Here is an 18,543-nt window from a genome sequence, read left to right as displayed (position 1 = left end):
ATTAAGTGATCGAAGATAAAACATTTACCAAAAGGCTAATTAATTGGTATACAGAGAGAAAGCGTGATCTTCCTTGGCGAAAAACAAAAGACCCGTACCCTGTCTGGTTATCCGAGATCATTCTTCAGCAGACGCGTGTTGATCAGGGGCTCCCATATTGGGAGCGATTTGTAGAGGCTTTTCCAAAAATCGCAGACTTGGCAAATGCTCCTGAAGAAAAAGTACTTAGGCTTTGGCAGGGTCTGGGCTACTACTCGCGTGCACGCAACCTTCACACGACAGCAAAGTATATCAGTAAAGAACTCAATGGCAACTTCCCTTCTTCCTATTCGGAAATAATTAAGCTAAAAGGTGTGGGTCCCTACACTGCCGCCGCTATTGCCTCCATTTGTTTTGACGAACCTGAGCCTGTAGTGGATGGCAATGTTTTTCGATTTGCTTCTCGCTACTTTGGCATCACCGCAGATATCTCTAAAAGTGGATCCAGAAAGATCTTCGAATCATTGCTCAAGAAAGAAATTTCTCAAAAAAGTCCTGGAACATTTAATCAGGCGATGATGGAATTCGGGGCAACCACTTGTGCTCCGAAACCCAAGTGCCAGGAATGTGATTTCTCTCCCAATTGCTATGCTTTTGATAGGAATGCTCAAAAATCTCTCCCCGTGAAAACGGGGAAAGTTAAAGTGAGAAATCGCCACTTCAATTATGTTGTGTTAAAGTTTGCTGGTGCTTTCCTCTTAAAGGAACGAACGGAAAAGGATGTCTGGAATGGACTTTATGATTTCTTTTTAATCGAAGGAGAGTTTGAGGAGGAAGTCGTTTTGGATAGAATCAATCATGAATTGTGCCTTAAAAAACCTCTTTTGGAAGAGGTGTCAGAAGTATTTGTTCACATTTTAAGTCATCAGAAAATCCATGCTCGTTTTTATGAAATCACCATTTCAAAGAAAGATTTGGAGGCGATGTGTCAAAAGACGGCTTTAAGCTCATTTTCCGTTGAGGAAGTGCTAAATTTGCCAAAACCTAAGCTGATCGTAAATTATCTTAGTCAAGCAGGTATTAAATAAAAAAACATGTCTGGAGTAAATAAAGTAATCTTAGTTGGCCGTCTTGGCAAAGATCCCGAAGTACGGCACCTTGAAAATGGAGCGACTGTTGCAAACTTTTCGCTAGCGACATCTGAGACATATAAAGATCGCCAAACAGGCGAACGAAGGGAACAAACTGAATGGCATAACGTAGTGTTATGGAGAGGTTTGGCTGAGGTAGTAGAGAAGTATGTGAAGAAAGGCGATATGATTTACATTGAAGGAAAACTTCGCACTCGCTCATGGGAAAAAGATGGAGTAACTCGATATACCACAGAGGTTGTTGGGGACAACATGACCATGCTTGGTGGTGGAAGTGGTGGCTCTTCGCAAGGACAGCAAGGAGGAGGAGACTATACAAGCCAGCAAGAATCACAGCCAACTGCACCTGTGCAGGATACAGCAAGTGATGCCAGCGATGACCTCCCATTTTAAACATAACCAAATAGTCTTTGGAAACATCTTTGGACGATCCTCTCCCCACAGTATTGCTTAGCATGATGGCAGACATGCCATTCTCATTTTACCTAATCAATGGCTTGGTTGTGCTCATATTACTGGGTCTTTCCGGATTAGTTTCAGGGTCGGAAGTGGCTTTTTTCTCTTTCTCTCACAACCAAATCATGGACTTCAACAGGTCATCCGGCACCAAGGAAAAGCGAATAAGTTTGCTGCTTCACAACCCAAAGCGCCTGCTGGCCACAATTCTTATTCTAAACAACCTTGTCAATATCTTCATTGTTACGATTTCAACCTATGCTACATGGCAAATCGTTGGTGAACAGGGTAAGCAAGGAGTCACGATCGTAATCCTCACCACCGTCATCACGATCATGATCATTTTCTTTGGAGAAATAATTCCCAAAGTATACGCCAACCACAACGGGACAGCTTTTGCCAAGCTCACTTCCGGGCTCCTCCTTTTTTCTTACAAAATATTCAAGCCCATTTCCTGGTTTCTTATGAACATCACCCGCTTGATAGAGCGAAGAATGGAAAAGAAAGGGTACAATCTCTCTGTAGAAGAAATCAATCAAGCGTTGGAGATCTCTGTGGAAAAGGAACATGTCACCGAGGAAGAAAAAGGAATCCTCAAAGGCATAGTCAATTTCGGTACACTTTCGGTGAAGCAGGTAATGAAGTCGCGCATGGATATTACAGCCATTGATCGAGAAACGGACTTCCATGAGCTGATGAATCAAATCAATAAGACGGGATATTCCAGAATACCCATATTTACTGAAACAGTAGACAAGGTAGAGGGCATCCTTTACATCAAAGATTTACTGCCTCACATTGGAGAAGAGGAGGACTTTAAGTGGCAAGGCCTCCTGAGACCTGCCTATTTTGTGCCTGAGAGCAAAAAAATCGACGATCTTTTCAAAGATTTTCAAGAAAAGCAGGTTCACATTGCTGTTGTGATTGATGAGTATGGTGGCACTTCCGGATTAATTACCATGGAAGACGTAATTGAAGAGATCGTAGGAGAAATTAATGATGAGTTTGACGATGAGAGTGATGTCGCCTACAATAAACTGGATAGCCAAACATTCATCTTCGAAGGCAAAACATCTCTCAATGACTTCAGCAAAATCACCAATACTGATAGTGCGGTCTTTGACACGGTGAAAGGTGAGAGCGAATCACTTGGAGGCCTATTGCTTGAGATAAATACGAAGCTTCCAAGCGCGGGAGAAAAAATTCGGGTCGGTCGTTTTGTATTCACCGTTGTGGCTGTCGATCAACGACGCATAAAACGTATTCGAGCATATATCAATAATGACAAGAGCAACGTTGGTGGTTTCGAAGATTAATTTGAGCCGAAATAGAACCATGAAATACCTCCCAATCCTTCTGGCATTTTTTTGTATCGCTTGTGGTGGTGACTACCTGCCAAAGCCGAAAGGATTCAACAGAATTGATTTGCCCGTCGTTGCCTATCAGGTTTTGCCAGATACTTTTCCATATTCTTTTGAGTATTCTAAAAATGCTCAACTGCTTAGAGACTCCAGCTGGATTAGCGAACGCTATTGGATCAACTTATACTACCCCGAAATGAAGGCTGCGATCCAGATTACGTATAAGCCGGTAACAGATTCAATTGTTCGAGAATACCTAAGTGATTCATATAAGCTCACATCACAACATAACGTAAAAGCATACGCCATCGAAGAGAGTATCATCGAATTGCCAAATGGTCTATTTGCTTCCTTTACAGAGCTGGAAGGAGAGGTTCCGACGCAAGCACAATTTCACGTTTCTGATAGTACCGACCATTTTCTCAGGGGCGCACTTTACTTTCGTACTGCTACAAAAAATGACTCCCTTTCACCCGTCATTAATTACCTCAAGAATGACATTCTTCACCTGCTCACAACTTTGGAGTGGAGAGAGTGATTTAACATTTCAACTTACCTCTCTTGCTTATCAACATATAAAATGCACTAGACTACCTATACTAAACCTAACCTAATTATTGAGTATGCATTTTTAGAGAGAAGCCGAATGGCCCCTTTTTTTATGCTACGGATTATCTTAGCCCTATGCATCAATTCTTTGATCGATCAATTGAGTATTTAAAAGGCGTAGGTCCCCAACGCGGAGAAACGCTCAACAAAGAATTGCAGATTTTCACTTTCGGAGACCTCCTCCAGCATTACCCATTCCGACACGAAGATCGCAGCAAGTTTTACAAGGTCACTGAGCTCCAACATGACCTCCCCTACGTTCAACTCATTGGAGAATTTAAATCATTCAAGACCATCGGTGTTGGTAGAAAATCCAGACTTGTTGGAATTTTCGCGGACGAGACCGGAAGTATAGAGATGATCTGGTTTAAAGGCGTACAATGGATACAGAAAAGCCTTACCATTGGTGTGAAATATGTCGCTTTTGGGAAAGCAAGCTTATTTAATGGAAAGTTCAACATCGCGCATCCAGAGGTAGAAATACAAACAGAAAAGAATACAAAGGGGGGCTATCTACAGCCTGTATATCACACTTCAGAGAAAATGAAAAAGAAGGGACTGGATAGTAAGTTCATTTCCAGAATAATGAAAGTCCTCCTGGTTGAAGCTGTAAACCACATCCATGAGACACTTCCACAAGGCTTACTCAACCAATTCAATCTAGTAGATAAGAAAACAGCGGTTGTGTCCATGCACTTTCCGCGCACAGCTCAGCATCTCCAGCTTGCTCAAAACAGAATGAAGTTTGAAGAACTTTTCTTCGTACAACTTCGACTCATTAAGCTAAAAATTGCCAGAACAGAGAAGTATCGAGGAGCCGTCATCAACAAGAGCGATCTTCTGAATACGTTTTACAAAGATTATATGCCTTTTGAGCTCACTGGTGCTCAGAAAAAAGTGGTGAAGGAAATCTATGCTGACTTCCGCTCCGGTCAACAAATGAATCGGTTGGTTCAGGGCGATGTAGGTAGTGGGAAAACCATGGTGGCGTTTCTTTCGATGCTCATCGCGATTGGTTCTGGGTTTCAGTGTGCATTCATGGCCCCAACGGAGATTCTTGCTGAGCAACACTTCAAGGGACTGCAAGAGGAAGCAAAGCCATTGGGCATTCACATTGCTCGCCTCACTGGCTCAACTCCCAAGTCCGAGCGTAAGCTCATTCATGAAGGATTGATGTCAGGTGTAATTTCGATTTTAGTAGGCACACATGCGCTGCTTGAAGACAAAGTAAAATTCAAGAATCTGGGTCTTGCAGTGATTGACGAGCAGCATCGCTTTGGAGTCGCTCAACGTGCAAAACTGTGGACAAAAACAGTGGAGGTCTATCCACATGTACTTGTAATGACTGCAACACCGATTCCAAGAACACTCGCCATGACGCTTTATGGAGATTTGGACATCTCCGTTATTGACGAACTCCCAGCTGGGCGAAAGGCGATTAAAACAAAGCACTTCTTTGAAAGCAAACGTTTAGAAATGTTTGGGTTCGTTGAAAAGGAAATTGAAAAAGGCCGGCAAGCATACATTGTTTATCCACTCATTGAGGAATCTGCTACGCTAGACTACAAAGACCTGATGGATGGGTATGAAGGAATTCAACGACGCTTTCCCGAGTACCAAATTTCTATCGTACACGGTCGGATGAAGGCAGAAGACAAAGAGTGGGAGATGCAGCGCTTTGTAAAAGGTGAAACCAAAATTATGGTTGCTACCACGGTAATAGAGGTGGGAGTTAATGTGCCAAATGCGACAATCATGGTCATTGAAAATGCGGAGCGATTTGGTCTTTCACAATTGCATCAACTTCGAGGACGCGTGGGCAGAGGAGCCGATCAGTCTTTTTGCGTACTCATGTCAGGCGTCAAGTTGAGTACAGAAGGAAGAAAAAGACTGAGAACGATGGTTGATACGACGGACGGTTTCAAAATTGCAGAAGTTGATCTAGAGTTGAGAGGTCCCGGGGATTTGATGGGTACACGTCAAAGCGGAGCTTTGGATCTATTGGTTTCTGACTTAGTTAAGGATGGCGAAATCTTAAAGGTTGCTCGAATAGCCGCCCAAGAACTATTGAAGGCGGATCCAAATTTGGAAAAGCCCGATCATCGAATGATTAAATCCCATATCGATTCATTTAGCAAAAATGCCGTCAATTGGGGACGAATATCCTAATTCTGAAGAATCATGCATTTCTCTATTGTCAACGTATCAAATCAAGAAATTCCACTAGATCTATTGCTTTTGGCCGATCCGTCAAAGGAAATGATCTATCGATATATTGAGCAATCTGAGGTTTTTGTTGCGCAAGAGAAGGATCAGGTAATCGGTGTGCTTGCACTGAAAATGGATGAAAATACTTCCGAGATTATGAATGTGGCTGTAGATCCGGGTTTTCAAAAGCGTGGAGTCGGCTCCAAGCTCATTCGGCACAGCATTGAGTTCGCTAAATCCTCCGACATCCAGCGAATCATTATAGGGACTGCAGATACCAGTAAAACTCAATTGACCCTTTACAAAAAGCTGGGGTTTTCAGTATTTGAACGAGTTACCAATTTCTTTGCTGAGAATTATCCGAATCCAATCATGGAGAACGGAAAGCGAGCCAGAGATATGATTAAATTAGAAATCAAGTTGACGAAGGATTCGCATTCATTTTGAAGAAATCTGCTATCCCTAAAGAACCGATCAAAACAATGACTGGCAGCATCGGCACGAAAAAGCGCCCATCCCAATCTGCCCAGGTCATCCCGACCACTATGGTATGCATACTGCAATAAACGATTGCTGAAAAAATCATCGATTCAGAAAGCAGCTTCCTTTTCATAACCCTAAAACAGAAAAAGTAACAAGGCCATAAAAAAGCGATCATCAACAAATTGTGAGGCCATGACCAGTACGTTCGGATATGGGAAATGTACATCACCACTTTTCCAAAAAAGAGCTTCATGAAATACCCCGGATTCGAAATTACAAATGACGCCATTTGTTGAAGAAGAGGTTTATCTACAGGCGGTTTATATAAATCATCGGGAATGTCTATGGTCATCCAGTCGTGATGAGGGTGTGTCGGAAATTCGTGCATGGCAAATATGATATCTCCATTCTCATAAATCAACATCACGCGATGTGAGCTAATCATTTTGTTAGCCAGAAAAAGAAATAAAACGCCAGCCACTAAAAGAGAGGTAAGCTTTATTCCTCGGAGGGGTGGGTTTCTGAGCCACCTCCAAATAACAGGAAAGGCTAGTGCAATAAACAACGCAGGAGATGTCGGCTTGGAGAAGAATACGATCAATAAAATCAAAACCAGTATTGAATAGTTAAACTTCGTAGGGTTTTTCCAAGCTGTCACCAGAAAGTAGAGTGCCACACAAATCATACTTGAATAAAACCCCTCTGTGAGCACATAAGAATTCCACATTAAATTGTCTGGAAACAAGGTGAAAATCATAGCAGCCAAAAAAGCAATGCTTACATTTTCCGTAAGCCGCTTAGTTGCGCCAAACAAGGCAAGCACGCTAACGTATCCAAGAATATATTGCGCCAAGATGATGTAGGTATTGCTTTCCGCAAACAACTTCACAAACGCCACAAAGAACACGTAGCTGATGTACCAAAAATTAAGCGGGTCAAAGTATATCCCTCCAGATAAGTTTTCAGCATAAGTTAGGTAGCGTGGCGAATCATTCATGATCTTCACCCCATACGTATTGTACAGATAGATGCTCAACCCTGCGTACACTAAAGTGACCGCAGCAAGCATGCCTTTGGTATTATCCCCTTCCATTGTCTTCTTGTCTAGCATAAGAAAGAATGCAAAATAATCTGATGTGTCTAATCATCGAATGATTAACTTGAAGTTTACAGCAAGAATCAAAAAATGAAAGCGCAATACATTAAACTTCTCAAAAAACAGATCACCAAACTTGAAGACGAGCACTTCGATCTGGAAGCATGGAAAACTAGCGCCATAACCGTCTTGCAGCGGATCTTCGGAGCAAGCGATCTGCGGGCAAAACAAATCGAGCAGCTAAAGATAGACTATAGTAGCTGGGCTTTGCGAGATTCCAATTCGAACTACAAACCAGTAGAGACCGCTAAACTTAAAGGAAAAGAAATCCTGAATACGGCAATTGACGAAATCGAAATCTTCGGCGCTCCTGAAAATCATGCAATGGATGTTTTAGGTCAGGATTTTGTAAAAAAATTACAAGAAATGAACGAAAATGAACGTCATAAGCATTTCAACGATATGAAGAAAGATGAGTTGGTGCAATTATTGATGACGCTTATGGGATGACCAAACTCCTGCCTTTTATTTTAGTCTTTCTCCTGGCTACCTCATGTACTGAACCTCCGGAACTTGTTGGATTATGGAAACTAGATCACATCAGCATTGATATGATTCCCCGCGATTCAAGTCCTGTTTTTATAAAATTTGAAAAAAGTGGAAGTTTTTCTGTTTCTCGAGCCAATGGTGATTTGATTGGCCTATATCAACTTAACAAAAATGATCTTTATTTTTCAAGTACCGATAAAAAATGGTTTGATACGAGTTGGAATGCGAATATCTATCAAGGAGTTCTTGTATTAAAAGGTTTAGCATATGGCTATCGCACCACAGAACTTAAGTTTGTTCGAGCAGACCAGCTCCCTTCCTTTGATGAGTTTATAGAAGCACTTTCTGGAAGATGGGAATTATATAAGATTGAGGAAAAAGGAAAAGAGCAGGAAATCAATAACATGCAATTCGACATTTCAGATCAAGAATATGCAATTACCAGAAATGACAGCATCATCGAGAAAGGAAGTATTCTTGTTGACACACGCCATCAAAAAATCAATTTCGCAAACGAACAAATTATCTGGAAAGCCCGATTTGTGTGGGATGAGCTGCGCTTGGAGAATAAAGAACTCGGTATCGTGTATCGATTAAGGAAACATTAATCTTGTAAAAAAATTACAAAACTGTGGTTTTAAAATGAACAATGCTAGTGCTTAAAATGCCTAACTCCAGTCATAACCATCGCAAGCCCATTTTCATCACAGTAATCAATCGATAGCTGATCTTTGATAGAACCGCCTGGCTGGATAACCGCCGAGATTCCTGCTTTTTGTGCAATCTCAACACAATCCGGGAATGGGAAAAAGGCATCGGATGCCATCACCGCACCATTCAGGTCAAAGCCAAAATTACCCGCTTTCTCAATTGCCTGGTTCAAAGCATCTACTCGAGATGTTTGGCCTACACCGCTTGCAAGTAGTTGTCCATTTTTCGCCAAGACGATCGTATTGGATTTGGATTGCTTGCATACTTTCGATGCAAACAGTAAATCCTCTACTTCATCAGCCGTAGGCTGTTTTTTGGTTTTTACTTCCAAATCAGATCTGCTTTCGGATTTCAAATCATAATCCTGCACAATTGTCCCATTGAGCATGCTCTTGTATTGGGTCTGTTGGTGCCATGGTTTCTTTTGAATCAGGAGAATTCTGTTCTTCTTCCCTTTCAAAACTTCCAATGCCTCCTCGCTAAACGATGGTGCAATCAAAATTTCAAAAAACAGGCTGTTCATTTCGTCAGCAGTATCCTTATCAATTTCTTTGTTACAAACCAGCACACCTCCAAACGCAGACACTGTATCTGCGGCAAACGCTCGCTGATAGGCTTCTTTCGTAGTTGATCCTGTGGCAATACCGCAGGCGTTGTTGTGTTTCAAAATCCCAAATGCTGTATCATGAAATTCAGCGATGAGTTGAACCGCCGCTTCAATGTCCACCAGGTTATTGTAAGAAATCTCTTTCCCATGCAGCTGATCAAAATAGGCTGACAAATCACCATAGAAAGTTCCTTTTTGGTGCGGGTTCTCCCCATATCTCAATTCTCTGGCAGGTGAAGCACTTAACCTGAATGCAGGCACTTTATCAGCAGCATTCATCCAGTTGAAAATAGCTGAGTCATAATGGCTAGATGTTGCAAATGCTTTTGCAGCGAACAGCTTTCGCTCCTCTTCATCGGTTTCGCCTCCTTGATCGTCCAGGATATCCTGCAAGTCCTGATAATACTCCATGGAGCTCACCATCACCACGTCTTTGTAATTTTTTGCACCGGCACGAATCAACGCAATTCCTCCAATGTCAATTTTCTCAATGACATCTTCTTCGGAAGCTCCACTTGCCACAGTCGCTTCAAATGGATACAAATCCACAATCACTAAATCAATGGGAGGAATTTCGAATTTTTTAGCTTCTGCAAGGTCAGATTCATTCGCTCTTCGATGAAGAATTCCACCAAAAACTTTTGGATGAAGCGTTTTTACTCGTCCTCCGAAAATCGAAGGATAATCCGTTAGGTTTTCAACAGGAACCACATCCACCCCTTCTTCACGAATAAATTTTTCGGTACCTCCTGTCGAGTAAATGGTAACTCCCAGTTTGTCCAAGCTATGGATAATGGGGCTTAGACCCTCTTTGTGAAAAACGGAAATGAGGGCAGATTGAATCTTCTTTTTAGACATGTCGGATGGACGGTTTATTTCAAGGTGGGCAAAGGTACCATCCGTAGATGGTTATATCAATTACAAGATTGGATATACTCCTCAATTACTCTTGGGAAGTGCTCGTATTCCAATGCATGAATCTTTTTCGCAAGGTCTTCTGCTGTATCTTCTTTTGCTACTTCGCATTTGGCCTGAAAAAGAATCTCTCCTTCATCATATTCCTCATTTACCAGGTGGATGGTAATACCCGATTGTTTTTCACCAGATGCCACCACAGCCTTATGCACATTGTTTCCATACATCCCTTTGCCACCAAAATTTGGCAGCAGTGCGGGATGAATATTTATGATTCGATTAGGAAATGCCTGGATCAAATATTCAGGAATTAACCAAAGAAAGCCTGCCAGAATGATGAAGTCTGTTTTTTGAAACTCATCAATGAAGGAAGAATTTTTAAACTCCTCTCTTGAAAAAGTAGCAGAAGGAACATTGAGCTTCTTTGCTCGCTCATGCACAAATGCTTCGGACTTATTTGAAAGAATCTTGGTTACTTGAATCTGTGGATGTTTCGCAAAATGTTTCGCGATGTTCTCTGCGTTACTTCCGCTTCCTGATGCAAGAATGGTTAGGTTTATTTTCTGATTCACTTGGCAAAACTAACTAGAACGCATCTTCAAAAACCTCCACTCTCCCACTTGAATCCACACAAGCAATATCGAAGCGAATATCCTTTTTCCAGTTGATTCCAAAAATATAGTCCTCTGCGGCCTCTTTGATCCTCTCCTGCTGGGATTCAGAGACAAACGTCTCCGTTTCTCCAAAATCTTTCCTGCTTCTGTTCTTTACTTCAATAAATATCAAAAGACCTTCATTTTTCAATGCTATCAAATCAATTTCAGCGCGTCCGAAACGATAATTTGTTTCTAAAATTTCACAACCTGTATTTTCATAATAACGTTTTGCTATTGCTTCACCTTCAATACCTTTAGTTTTGCGATCCATTATAAGAACACTGACCATTTGGGCAGCTATTAAAGTTAATGTCAGAATTATACCCACTTAAATTCAAAACCATCTTCAAAGAAAAGCTTTGGGGAGGGCAGAAAATTAAAACCATTCTCGGAAAAGATTTTGGTGAGCTGGAGAATTGCGGTGAAACCTGGGAACTTTCTGGGGTGCCTGGAAATATTTCTGTTGTTGCAAATGGCGCGCTCTCCGGCAAAATGCTTTCCGACATTGTAGCCGAACATAAACACGAATTGGTTGGAGGAAAAATTTATAAAACTTACGGAGGAGAATTCCCTCTACTCATAAAATTCCTTGATGCAGACCAGGACTTGTCTGTGCAAGTGCACCCAAATGATGATCTGGCAAGGAAAAGACACAATTGCCCCGGAAAAGCTGAAATGTGGTACGTTGTGCAAGCAGACAGTGGCTCTACCTTGATCAATGGTTTTGCAAGAGACACCAATAAAGTCGAGTATCTTGATTATTTCCAGTCGGGTAGAATTCTAGAACTTTTGAATTCGGAGGAAGTAGGAAAAGGCGATGTATACTATCTCCCGGCAGGTCGAGTACACACCATTGGCAAGGGGCTATTTATTGCTGAAATCCAGCAGACTTCAGATATAACCTATCGGATTTACGACTTTGATCGTGTCGATAAAGAAGGTAATAAAAGAGAATTGCATACGGGACTGGCACTTGATGCACTCGACTATTCAAAGCCTGATCGGATAAGAAGTAATTACGATGAGATTCCAAATGAAACCAATTCCATTGTCTCCTCTCCTTATTTCAATACCAATAAACTGGTGATTGAAAAAAACATGTCTCTTGACAGGGAGGACTTAGATTGTTTTAAAATCTACATTGGTGTTGGTGGGACAGGAAAAATAGCGGGTGAAGCAATCCATCTAGGTGAAGTAATTCTCATTCCGGCGACCATGAAATCATATCAAATCGAACCAGAAGATAAGCTTGAGTTGTTAGAAACCTATATTGAAGTTTAGAAGCATTGACAAAGCAGACGCAATTCATTCATTTAGGTCTAAAAGATTATCAAGAAGCGTGGGATTATCAAGAACTGCTTTTCAAAGAAACCGTTGAACAGAAAATAGCGAATAGAAAGGCGGATGATGGCAGACAAGTTGCCACAAAAAATTACCTGATTTTCTGTGAGCACCCTCATGTCTATACGCTCGGTAAAAGTGGTGATAAAAATCACCTCCTCGCAAATGCGAGTTTATTAAAAAAGAAGCAAGCTACTTTCTATAAAATCAACCGAGGTGGAGATATTACTTATCACGGGCCGGGACAAATTGTCGGTTATCCAATTCTAGACCTTGATCACTTTTTTACAGATATCCATAAGTATTTGCGTTTTCTCGAAGAAGCCGTCATTCAAACTTTAAAAGAATACGGAATAGTATCAGGAAGAATAAAAGGACTCACCGGTGTTTGGCTAGATTGGGAAGATGAAAAAAAGGCGCGTAAAATCTGTGCCTTGGGTGTTAAAAGCAGCCGATGGGTAACCATGCATGGTTTTGCTTTCAACGTAAACACCAACCTCGAGTACTTCAACTACATAGTGCCGTGCGGCATTCAGGATAAAGCCGTAACCTCTCTTGAAAAAGAGCTGGGACAAAAAACGGATATCAAAGAGGTAGAAGAAAAACTCAAAAAACACCTCTCAGCTCTTTTCGAAATGGATCTGAGAGACTGACTTATCTTTTCACAAACCAATAAGAAATTCCAAACCCCAGAAAAGATGCCATCACGTGCATCAATGAAATATGCAGATCAATTCCTAACACTGTCAAGTTGAATATTTCAAAAATTACCGGTACGCTCAACATAATCCACGGCTTCCGGCTTTGTGTTGCCAAAGCTCCATACACTTGGAACATTCCAATTGATCCTCCAAGCCAGTTTCGCACAAATGCAAACTGCATAAACTCACTATCAGGAAAAAAATCGATCCCTACGGTATAGAAAACAGCAAAAAAAGGAGCCACGGTCACATAAGAAGAGAGAAACATCAAGGCTGTTCTCTTAGATCCAAAAACTGCCTCATGAGACTGTACAATTAATAAAAAGCCAAGAACAGACACGAATAAAATATGATCAAGTCCATTGTGAAGAAAAGGTGTTGTGAATAGGTTTCTGAAAAAGATAAGGGGGGTTTCTGTTAGGTTTTTCACCCAAAATGCATATTCACATTGCAAAGCCAATTGCCAGGTACCTTCACAGTTTCTGGTTGAAGCAAACCCGAGAATGGCAATAACTGTCCAAATGGCAATTAAATAGAAGATGGAGAAAGTCTTGACCTTTACTAATTCCCCAACCGAAAGGCGTTGATTATTTGCGCCTTTCCAAGGCCAGACAAAAGGAAATATTCGTTCCTTTTGAGGGTTGTTTTCATTCATTTGCCTAAAATAGTGATTGTGAACAAAATTGCTAAGTATTCCGAGTGCGCAAAACTAAGAGATGTGAGTCACACATTTTTTAATATAAAAACTAAACACTGTTTGTGAAAAAGGACATTGATTTCTCACCAGTAAAAAACGTTCACGTTGTTATTACCAAGGAAGGTGACGGGTGGAGAGTATTTCTCATCAATCGAAACGAAAAGAAACTGGAAAACGTAATGATAACTTCCAGAGGGTACGGGGAAACGAAAACGGAAACGCAGAAAACTTCTACCCTGCGTCACATGATTCCCTTCATTGACTCTGGAGAATATGCGCTAGTCGAGCCTATTGACGAATCTGTTTTTCATTTGAACAACGAATATTGGGTGAGCTACTTCATCGATGGACAGGTCTATGACAAAAAGTTTATCTTTGTGCCAGACTCGATCATAGAAGACAACCTCATCTTCGTTGAAGAGTTGGAAATGAAAGGTATCTTGCATGACTAAAAGATTACTTTTTTTATGAGTCGTGCTGGTCTAGTAGATCATTATATTAAAGAGTCCCACAAGCCAGGTTTCGAAATAGATCAAATTAGAAAGGAGCTCGAATCAAAAGAGGTTCCTGAAGAAGAGATTCGTACCATTTTTAGGCTTGTAGATAGCGAAATGCAAAGAAAAGTTCTCGTAAAAGAAACCCGAAATAGATCAAAGGAATATGTTGGTGTCGGTGCTGTCCTAACCTTAATCGGTTTAGGTATTACAATCGGAACTTATACTGGCATGGTGTCTATGGGTAACTCATTTCTTTTGATGTATGGGCCAATTATCGCAGGTTTTTCGTTCATGATTGGTGGTTGGGTAGAATCAAGGAGATGATGCAAAACAATCACTTTCAAGATTTTCTAATCATTGATATTGAAACCGTCTCAGGAAACGAAGATGTAGAACAGATGTCTCCTTCTCTTCGAAAACATTGGGAACGAAAAGCTGGTTTTATTCGAAATTCCGATGAAAAAACGCCCGAAGAGTTGTATAGCGATCGTGCCGCTATTTATGCTGAGTTTGGAAAAATCATCGTGATAGGGATGGCATTTTATCATGAGCTTAAAGGAAAGCCCGCTTTACGAGTAAAATCAATTGCTTCGGACAACGAAAAAGAATTATTAACAGCATTTAAAAATTTTATAGAATCAAAATTTGATCAGGATAACCTAAAACTCTGTGCACACAATGGAAAAGAATTTGATTATCCATACCTGTGTCGCCGGATGCTGATCAACGACATAAAAATCCCCTGGTCGCTTAACATGACCGGGAAAAAACCTTGGGAAGTAAATCACATCGACACGATGGAGCTTTGGAAGTTTGGAGACTGGAAAAGTTTTACATCTCTTGATTTGCTTACCAGCATCTTTGGGATTCCATCCAGTAAAACAGAATTAGATGGCTCAATGGTGACAAAAACATATTATGAAGAAAAAGATGGGTTAAAGAAGATTGAGGAATATTGCCAAAAAGACGTAATCGCTACGGCACAGCTCTACCTCCGCCTCAATAATTTGCCTCTGATCGATCCAGATCAGATAAACATCGTAAAATGACCGCACGGTCACACAATTAACATGAGTAAAAAGAAAAGAAAAACAAAACTAGGATCAAGATCCAAACAACAACCAAATCACGTAAAACAAATTAAATCTAAGCTTCATGAGCTCTTCTCTGTAAATGACGGGAAGTCTTATGGATATAGAGACCTCATTAGAAAACTGCAATTAAGAGACAAGAAATCTAAGGACTACTTGAAAAGCCAACTCTTCAGTCTCGAAAGCAAAGAAAAGATTCGTAGACTGAGCGATGGAAGATTCGTAACCAATGTCGAAAGCGAATACTTGCAAGGCACCGTAGATCATGTCAATCCTAATTTTGCATACATTGTTACGCCAGATCAAGAAGACGATATCTGGGTAAAAACAACAGATCTCAGGTTTGCCATTCATGGTGACCTAGTAAATGTCGTCATTACCAAACCAGCAGGTCGAGGCTATCGTCCGGAAGGAAAAGTAATCAGCATTCTCAAGCGTAATAGAGATGAGTTTGTAGGGAAAATTGATATTTCTCAAAAGTTCTCTTTTGTCGTTCCTGACAGCAGGAATATCCATTTTGACATCATGGTATATCCCGAGAAAATCGGAAAAGCCAAGCCCAACGACAAGGTGATGGTCAAAATAGATAAATGGCACGATGCAAAAAACAGAAGCCCCTTAGGGACTGTCACTGAAGTCCTCGGGCAAGCAGGTGAAAATGAAGCAGAAATTCATTCCATCATGGCCGAGTTCGGTTTACCCTTCCGTTTTCCTAAGAAAATTGAAAAAGCAGCCGACCAGATTTCGGACCTCATCACAGAAGAAGAAATTAAAAAACGGAAAGACTTTCGTGATATCACCACCTTCACCATTGATCCATTTGATGCCAAAGACTTTGATGATGCCTTGTCCATACGGGAAATTGAAAAGGATAAATATGAAATAGGAATCCATATCGCAGATGTGTCACATTATGTAGAAGAAGGCACCGAACTAGATAAAGAAGCCATTGAGCGAGCGACTTCTGTTTATTTGGTTGATCGTACGATACCAATGCTTCCTGAAAGACTTTCCAACGGCCTTTGTTCATTACGACCAAATGAAGAAAAACTCACATTTTCCGCCGTTTTCGAAATAGATACTAAAGGTGCTATTTCAAAAAAATGGTTTGGAAGAACCGTCATTAAATCAGACAGAAGGTTCACATACGAAGAAGCTCAAGAGCGAATAGAAGGACTAGATAGTGATTTCACCAAAGAAATTGGCATCCTCAATAACATTGCCAAGCAGCTGAGAAAGCAGAAATTCCAGCAAGGAGCGGTAAACTTTGAAACTGTGGAGGTGAAATTCAAGCTAGACGAGAAAGGGAAGCCCTTAGAGGTCATTCCAAAAGAGCGAAAAGATGCACACAAAATGATTGAGGATTTTATGCTCTTAGCCAATAGGGAAGTGGCTACACACATTTTTAAGTGGAAAGAGAAAGGAAAAGATGAAGGAAGCAAAACCTTTGTGTATCGGGTTCATGATAATCCAGATCCTGAAAAACTCAGCACGTTTGCTTCATTTGCAGCAAGGTTTGGGCACAAGGTAGATACCGGAGGAAGTATTTCGCATAGTTTAAATAAGTTGATGGAAAATATCGAAGGTAAACCGGAACAAAACGTACTGGAGTCACTTGCCATCCGGTCAATGGCAAAAGCGAAATACACAACCGACCCAAGAGGTCATTTCGGCTTAGCTTTTGATCACTATACACACTTTACCTCTCCCATTCGAAGATACCCAGACGTAATGGTACATCGCCTCCTCGAGCATTACTTACAAGGAGGGAAAAATGTGGGCAATGAGGAACACGAACCCTTGTGTATGCATTCGTCCGAACGCGAAAAACGTGCAGCAGATGCGGAAAGAGCCTCCATCAAATACAAGCAAGTAGAATTTATGGAGACCATGCTTGGTCAAGAGTTTGATGGAATAGTCTCTGGAGTTACTGAGTGGGGAATCTTTGTAGAAATTATACAAACAAAATGCGAAGGCATGATTAGAATGGCGGATTTGGATGACGACTTCTATGAATTTGATGAAAAGCAGATGCGCGTAATTGGAAGAAACAACAAACGAATAATCACCTTAGGTGATAAACTAACTGTTCTTGTGGCCAAAACAGATATCGATCGCAGAACAATAGATCTAGAATTAGTGAACAATGACGCTAAGTAAAAAAACACTTGATATGCTAGAGTGCAATGGGTACTCTTTCAAAGAAAAAGATGATCAAATCACCTGTAGTCACTCTTCTTCAGATCGTATTGGATTATTTTTTATTCTCCTCTTGTGCCTAGCAGGGATAGTCATTTTTATTTCCATTGAACCCCTATTTGGTCTAGGGGCTCTCATCATTGCTATCTTGATTTTTTTGCCAATCATTAAACGAAACAAAGGCCGATTTAAATTGAAGATAAACAAAGCAGATGGGACACTTAAGATTGACGATTTAGATCCTGTGGCTACATTCAAAGATGTTTCCGGTGTTTATATTCATTCAAAATTTGTTGATGAATACTCAAGTGCATTTAAAAGTACGAGTAAGGAGTATCGAGTTACAATAGGATTGGAAATCAAGACAGAACAACACATCCCCCTTTTTAAGCTAATTTCAGATCACGCCAAGCCTTCAAAAGAGATGAATGAGGTTCAGCGTTTTCTTGAATCAACTATACAAAAAGGTAAATAATCAGATCTTCACAGCTTTAAGTCTACCCTCACCATATTCCTATTTGTCGAAAAGTGGAGATTAGTTGTCGTTTTCATCTATTATTAGATTAAGATTGAGACCAGCTTTCGGGCTACCAAACGACTTAACCATGAAATCACCAAATCTAAGTAAGGAGGCCATCCACTTCCTGGAAGAAAACGGCTATTCGTTTCGATTTAAAGACAACAAAATGACCATAAAGCGTAGGAGTGGAATTATGGGGCCCATTGTTCTTCTGTTTGTGACCTTGTTTCTGTCTATCCCTGTCTTCTCTGCAGGCATCATTTATGGCGTACTATTGATTGGCGGAGTTTTAGGCGCAATCATGATTAGAAGGATTTATTTCACTAAAAAATCAAGCCTCACCATTGATCTAAACGCCAAGACATTCACTGCGATCATAGATACCTACTATCAAGAAGATCAATCTTTAAAAATGATTTCATCCATTACCCTTCAATCAAAGTTTGTAGATGAATACACAACCGCTGCAAGAAACTCCGTCGAGGAGCATTTAATTTCGATTAAAATACAACTGATCACAAAAGAAGAGCTCACGCTGTTTCAGTTAAAATCAGATCAGTCAGAACCCACACCAGAAATAAACGAAATTTATGCGCTGCTGGAAGAGTCCGTGAAAAGTGCAAAAGCAGCCTAGCATAAAAACCCATTAAAAAGAACCACTAAAAATTTCGCCGCATTTGGTAGCATTTAAATATTTAAGGAAAGAGCGAGGATTC

21 protein-coding genes are annotated in these 18,543 nt (G+C 40.7%); 16 read left to right on the top strand and 5 right to left on the bottom strand.

All coding sequences use genetic code 11. From position 1 onward, the window contains the following. The first annotated feature begins 5 nt into the window (after nucleotides 1-5). From mutY to ABJF57_RS04685, 6 genes are all read left to right on the top strand, one after another. Nucleotides 6-1,067 (top strand): A/G-specific adenine glycosylase, encoded by a 1,062-nt coding sequence (gene mutY / locus ABJF57_RS04710; RefSeq protein ID WP_462230712.1) that lies wholly within the window; start codon nucleotides 6-8, stop codon nucleotides 1,065-1,067. A gap of 6 nt (nucleotides 1,068-1,073) precedes the next feature. Next, entirely contained in the window at nucleotides 1,074-1,523 is a 450-nt protein-coding gene (locus ABJF57_RS04705) for a single-stranded DNA-binding protein (RefSeq protein ID WP_462230714.1), read from the top strand. 29 nt (nucleotides 1,524-1,552) lie between these two features. Next, nucleotides 1,553-2,902: a gliding motility-associated protein GldE gene (gene gldE, locus ABJF57_RS04700; protein WP_462260556.1), complete on the top strand. Its 1,350-nt coding sequence runs from the start codon at nucleotides 1,553-1,555 to the stop codon at nucleotides 2,900-2,902. Between the two features lie 19 nt (nucleotides 2,903-2,921). Next, nucleotides 2,922-3,485 carry a gliding motility lipoprotein GldD gene (gldD, locus tag ABJF57_RS04695; RefSeq protein ID WP_462230716.1) on the top strand — a complete coding sequence of 188 codons (564 nt, stop codon included), beginning with the start codon at nucleotides 2,922-2,924 and terminating at the stop codon, nucleotides 3,483-3,485. 146 nt (nucleotides 3,486-3,631) lie between these two features. Beyond that, a complete protein-coding gene (gene recG / locus ABJF57_RS04690; RefSeq protein ID WP_462230718.1) occupies nucleotides 3,632-5,725 on the top strand; it encodes an ATP-dependent DNA helicase RecG in 2,094 nt (697 codons plus the stop codon). A 12-nt stretch (nucleotides 5,726-5,737) separates the two neighbouring features. Then, a complete protein-coding gene (locus tag ABJF57_RS04685) occupies nucleotides 5,738-6,211 on the top strand; it encodes a GNAT family N-acetyltransferase (RefSeq protein WP_462230720.1) in 474 nt (157 codons plus the stop codon). On the opposite strand, the gene ABJF57_RS04680 is transcribed toward ABJF57_RS04685, so the two are convergent. Continuing rightward, on the bottom strand, nucleotides 6,180-7,358 hold the full coding sequence (locus ABJF57_RS04680; protein ID WP_462230722.1) for an ArnT family glycosyltransferase: 1,179 nt from the start codon (nucleotides 7,356-7,358) through the stop codon (nucleotides 6,180-6,182). The genes ABJF57_RS04685 and ABJF57_RS04680 overlap by 32 nt on opposite strands. 75 nt (nucleotides 7,359-7,433) lie before the next feature. Between ABJF57_RS04680 and ABJF57_RS04675 the strand changes: the two genes are divergently transcribed. Together ABJF57_RS04675 and ABJF57_RS04670 are read left to right on the top strand one after the other, a co-directional pair. Then, a complete protein-coding gene (locus ABJF57_RS04675) occupies nucleotides 7,434-7,853 on the top strand; it encodes a hypothetical protein (protein WP_462230724.1) in 420 nt (139 codons plus the stop codon). Beyond that, complete coding sequence (locus tag ABJF57_RS04670) at nucleotides 7,850-8,500, top strand: hypothetical protein (RefSeq protein ID WP_462230726.1); 651 nt, start codon at nucleotides 7,850-7,852, stop codon at nucleotides 8,498-8,500. Before ABJF57_RS04675 ends, ABJF57_RS04670 begins: the two co-directional genes overlap by 4 nt. A gap of 44 nt (nucleotides 8,501-8,544) precedes the next feature. On the opposite strand, the gene purH is transcribed toward ABJF57_RS04670, so the two are convergent. The 3 genes from purH to ABJF57_RS04655 are packed head-to-tail and all read right to left on the bottom strand — an operon-like array spanning nucleotide 8,545 to nucleotide 11,052. Continuing rightward, nucleotides 8,545-10,068, bottom strand: a complete 1,524-nt coding sequence (purH, locus tag ABJF57_RS04665; RefSeq protein WP_462230728.1) for a bifunctional phosphoribosylaminoimidazolecarboxamide formyltransferase/IMP cyclohydrolase — start codon at nucleotides 10,066-10,068, stop codon at nucleotides 8,545-8,547. A 56-nt stretch (nucleotides 10,069-10,124) separates the two neighbouring features. Beyond that, nucleotides 10,125-10,697: a phosphoribosylglycinamide formyltransferase gene (purN, locus tag ABJF57_RS04660; protein ID WP_462230730.1), complete on the bottom strand. Its 573-nt coding sequence runs from the start codon at nucleotides 10,695-10,697 to the stop codon at nucleotides 10,125-10,127. Nucleotides 10,698-10,710: 13 nt separating this feature from the next. Then, nucleotides 10,711-11,052 carry a YraN family protein gene (locus tag ABJF57_RS04655; protein WP_462230732.1) on the bottom strand — a complete coding sequence of 114 codons (342 nt, stop codon included), beginning with the start codon at nucleotides 11,050-11,052 and terminating at the stop codon, nucleotides 10,711-10,713. Between the two features lie 38 nt (nucleotides 11,053-11,090). Here ABJF57_RS04655 and ABJF57_RS04650 point away from each other — a divergent pair, with 38 nt between their 5' ends. Next, a complete protein-coding gene (locus ABJF57_RS04650; RefSeq protein ID WP_462230734.1) occupies nucleotides 11,091-12,062 on the top strand; it encodes a type I phosphomannose isomerase catalytic subunit in 972 nt (323 codons plus the stop codon). Between the two features lie 5 nt (nucleotides 12,063-12,067). Then, nucleotides 12,068-12,775: a lipoyl(octanoyl) transferase LipB gene (gene lipB / locus ABJF57_RS04645; RefSeq protein WP_462230736.1), complete on the top strand. Its 708-nt coding sequence runs from the start codon at nucleotides 12,068-12,070 to the stop codon at nucleotides 12,773-12,775. A gap of 1 nt (nucleotide 12,776) precedes the next feature. On the opposite strand, the gene ABJF57_RS04640 is transcribed toward lipB, so the two are convergent. Then, entirely contained in the window at nucleotides 12,777-13,478 is a 702-nt protein-coding gene (locus ABJF57_RS04640; protein WP_462230738.1) for a hypothetical protein, read from the bottom strand. Nucleotides 13,479-13,582: 104 nt separating this feature from the next. Between ABJF57_RS04640 and ABJF57_RS04635 the strand changes: the two genes are divergently transcribed. The 6 genes from ABJF57_RS04635 to ABJF57_RS04610 all read left to right on the top strand — a co-directional run bounded on the left by ABJF57_RS04635 (nucleotide 13,583) and on the right by ABJF57_RS04610 (nucleotide 18,461). Next, the gene (locus ABJF57_RS04635) at nucleotides 13,583-13,972 is read left to right on the top strand and encodes a hypothetical protein (RefSeq protein WP_462230740.1); all 390 of its coding nucleotides are present in this window, start codon (nucleotides 13,583-13,585) and stop codon (nucleotides 13,970-13,972) included. Nucleotides 13,973-13,987: 15 nt separating this feature from the next. Further along, nucleotides 13,988-14,341: a hypothetical protein gene (locus ABJF57_RS04630; RefSeq protein WP_462230741.1), complete on the top strand. Its 354-nt coding sequence runs from the start codon at nucleotides 13,988-13,990 to the stop codon at nucleotides 14,339-14,341. Continuing rightward, complete coding sequence (locus ABJF57_RS04625; RefSeq protein ID WP_462230743.1) at nucleotides 14,338-15,066, top strand: 3'-5' exonuclease; 729 nt, start codon at nucleotides 14,338-14,340, stop codon at nucleotides 15,064-15,066. Before ABJF57_RS04630 ends, ABJF57_RS04625 begins: the two co-directional genes overlap by 4 nt. A 21-nt stretch (nucleotides 15,067-15,087) precedes the next feature. Further along, a complete protein-coding gene (rnr, locus tag ABJF57_RS04620) occupies nucleotides 15,088-17,268 on the top strand; it encodes a ribonuclease R (RefSeq protein WP_462230746.1) in 2,181 nt (726 codons plus the stop codon). A 13-nt stretch (nucleotides 17,269-17,281) separates the two neighbouring features. After that, nucleotides 17,282-17,782, top strand: a complete 501-nt coding sequence (locus ABJF57_RS04615; RefSeq protein WP_462230748.1) for a hypothetical protein — start codon at nucleotides 17,282-17,284, stop codon at nucleotides 17,780-17,782. A 130-nt stretch (nucleotides 17,783-17,912) separates the two neighbouring features. Then, nucleotides 17,913-18,461 carry a hypothetical protein gene (locus ABJF57_RS04610; RefSeq protein ID WP_462230750.1) on the top strand — a complete coding sequence of 183 codons (549 nt, stop codon included), beginning with the start codon at nucleotides 17,913-17,915 and terminating at the stop codon, nucleotides 18,459-18,461. Nucleotides 18,462-18,543: the final 82 nt, after the last annotated feature.

Source organism: Ekhidna sp. (assembly GCF_039940915.1).
Taxonomy (GTDB): domain Bacteria; phylum Bacteroidota; class Bacteroidia; order Cytophagales; family Cyclobacteriaceae; genus Ekhidna.
This window is presented reverse-complemented; position numbering and strand designations above follow the sequence as displayed.

Coding starts and splice junctions, on each gene's coding strand:
- ABJF57_RS04705 (WP_462230714.1), top strand. CDS start 1,074: ATGTCTGGAGTAAATAAAGTAATCTTAGTTGGCCGTCTTGGCAAAGAT.
- gldD (WP_462230716.1), top strand. CDS start 2,922: ATGAAATACCTCCCAATCCTTCTGGCATTTTTTTGTATCGCTTGTGGT.
- recG (WP_462230718.1), top strand. CDS start 3,632: ATGCATCAATTCTTTGATCGATCAATTGAGTATTTAAAAGGCGTAGGT.
- ABJF57_RS04685 (WP_462230720.1), top strand. CDS start 5,738: ATGCATTTCTCTATTGTCAACGTATCAAATCAAGAAATTCCACTAGAT.
- ABJF57_RS04680 (WP_462230722.1), bottom strand. CDS start 7,358: ATGCTAGACAAGAAGACAATGGAAGGGGATAATACCAAAGGCATGCTT.
- ABJF57_RS04675 (WP_462230724.1), top strand. CDS start 7,434: ATGAAAGCGCAATACATTAAACTTCTCAAAAAACAGATCACCAAACTT.
- ABJF57_RS04670 (WP_462230726.1), top strand. CDS start 7,850: ATGACCAAACTCCTGCCTTTTATTTTAGTCTTTCTCCTGGCTACCTCA.
- purH (WP_462230728.1), bottom strand. CDS start 10,068: ATGTCTAAAAAGAAGATTCAATCTGCCCTCATTTCCGTTTTTCACAAA.
- ABJF57_RS04655 (WP_462230732.1), bottom strand. CDS start 11,052: ATGGATCGCAAAACTAAAGGTATTGAAGGTGAAGCAATAGCAAAACGT.
- ABJF57_RS04650 (WP_462230734.1), top strand. CDS start 11,091: ATGTCAGAATTATACCCACTTAAATTCAAAACCATCTTCAAAGAAAAG.
- ABJF57_RS04640 (WP_462230738.1), bottom strand. CDS start 13,478: ATGAATGAAAACAACCCTCAAAAGGAACGAATATTTCCTTTTGTCTGG.
- ABJF57_RS04630 (WP_462230741.1), top strand. CDS start 13,988: ATGAGTCGTGCTGGTCTAGTAGATCATTATATTAAAGAGTCCCACAAG.
- ABJF57_RS04625 (WP_462230743.1), top strand. CDS start 14,338: ATGATGCAAAACAATCACTTTCAAGATTTTCTAATCATTGATATTGAA.
- rnr (WP_462230746.1), top strand. CDS start 15,088: ATGAGTAAAAAGAAAAGAAAAACAAAACTAGGATCAAGATCCAAACAA.
- ABJF57_RS04615 (WP_462230748.1), top strand. CDS start 17,282: ATGCTAGAGTGCAATGGGTACTCTTTCAAAGAAAAAGATGATCAAATC.
- ABJF57_RS04610 (WP_462230750.1), top strand. CDS start 17,913: ATGAAATCACCAAATCTAAGTAAGGAGGCCATCCACTTCCTGGAAGAA.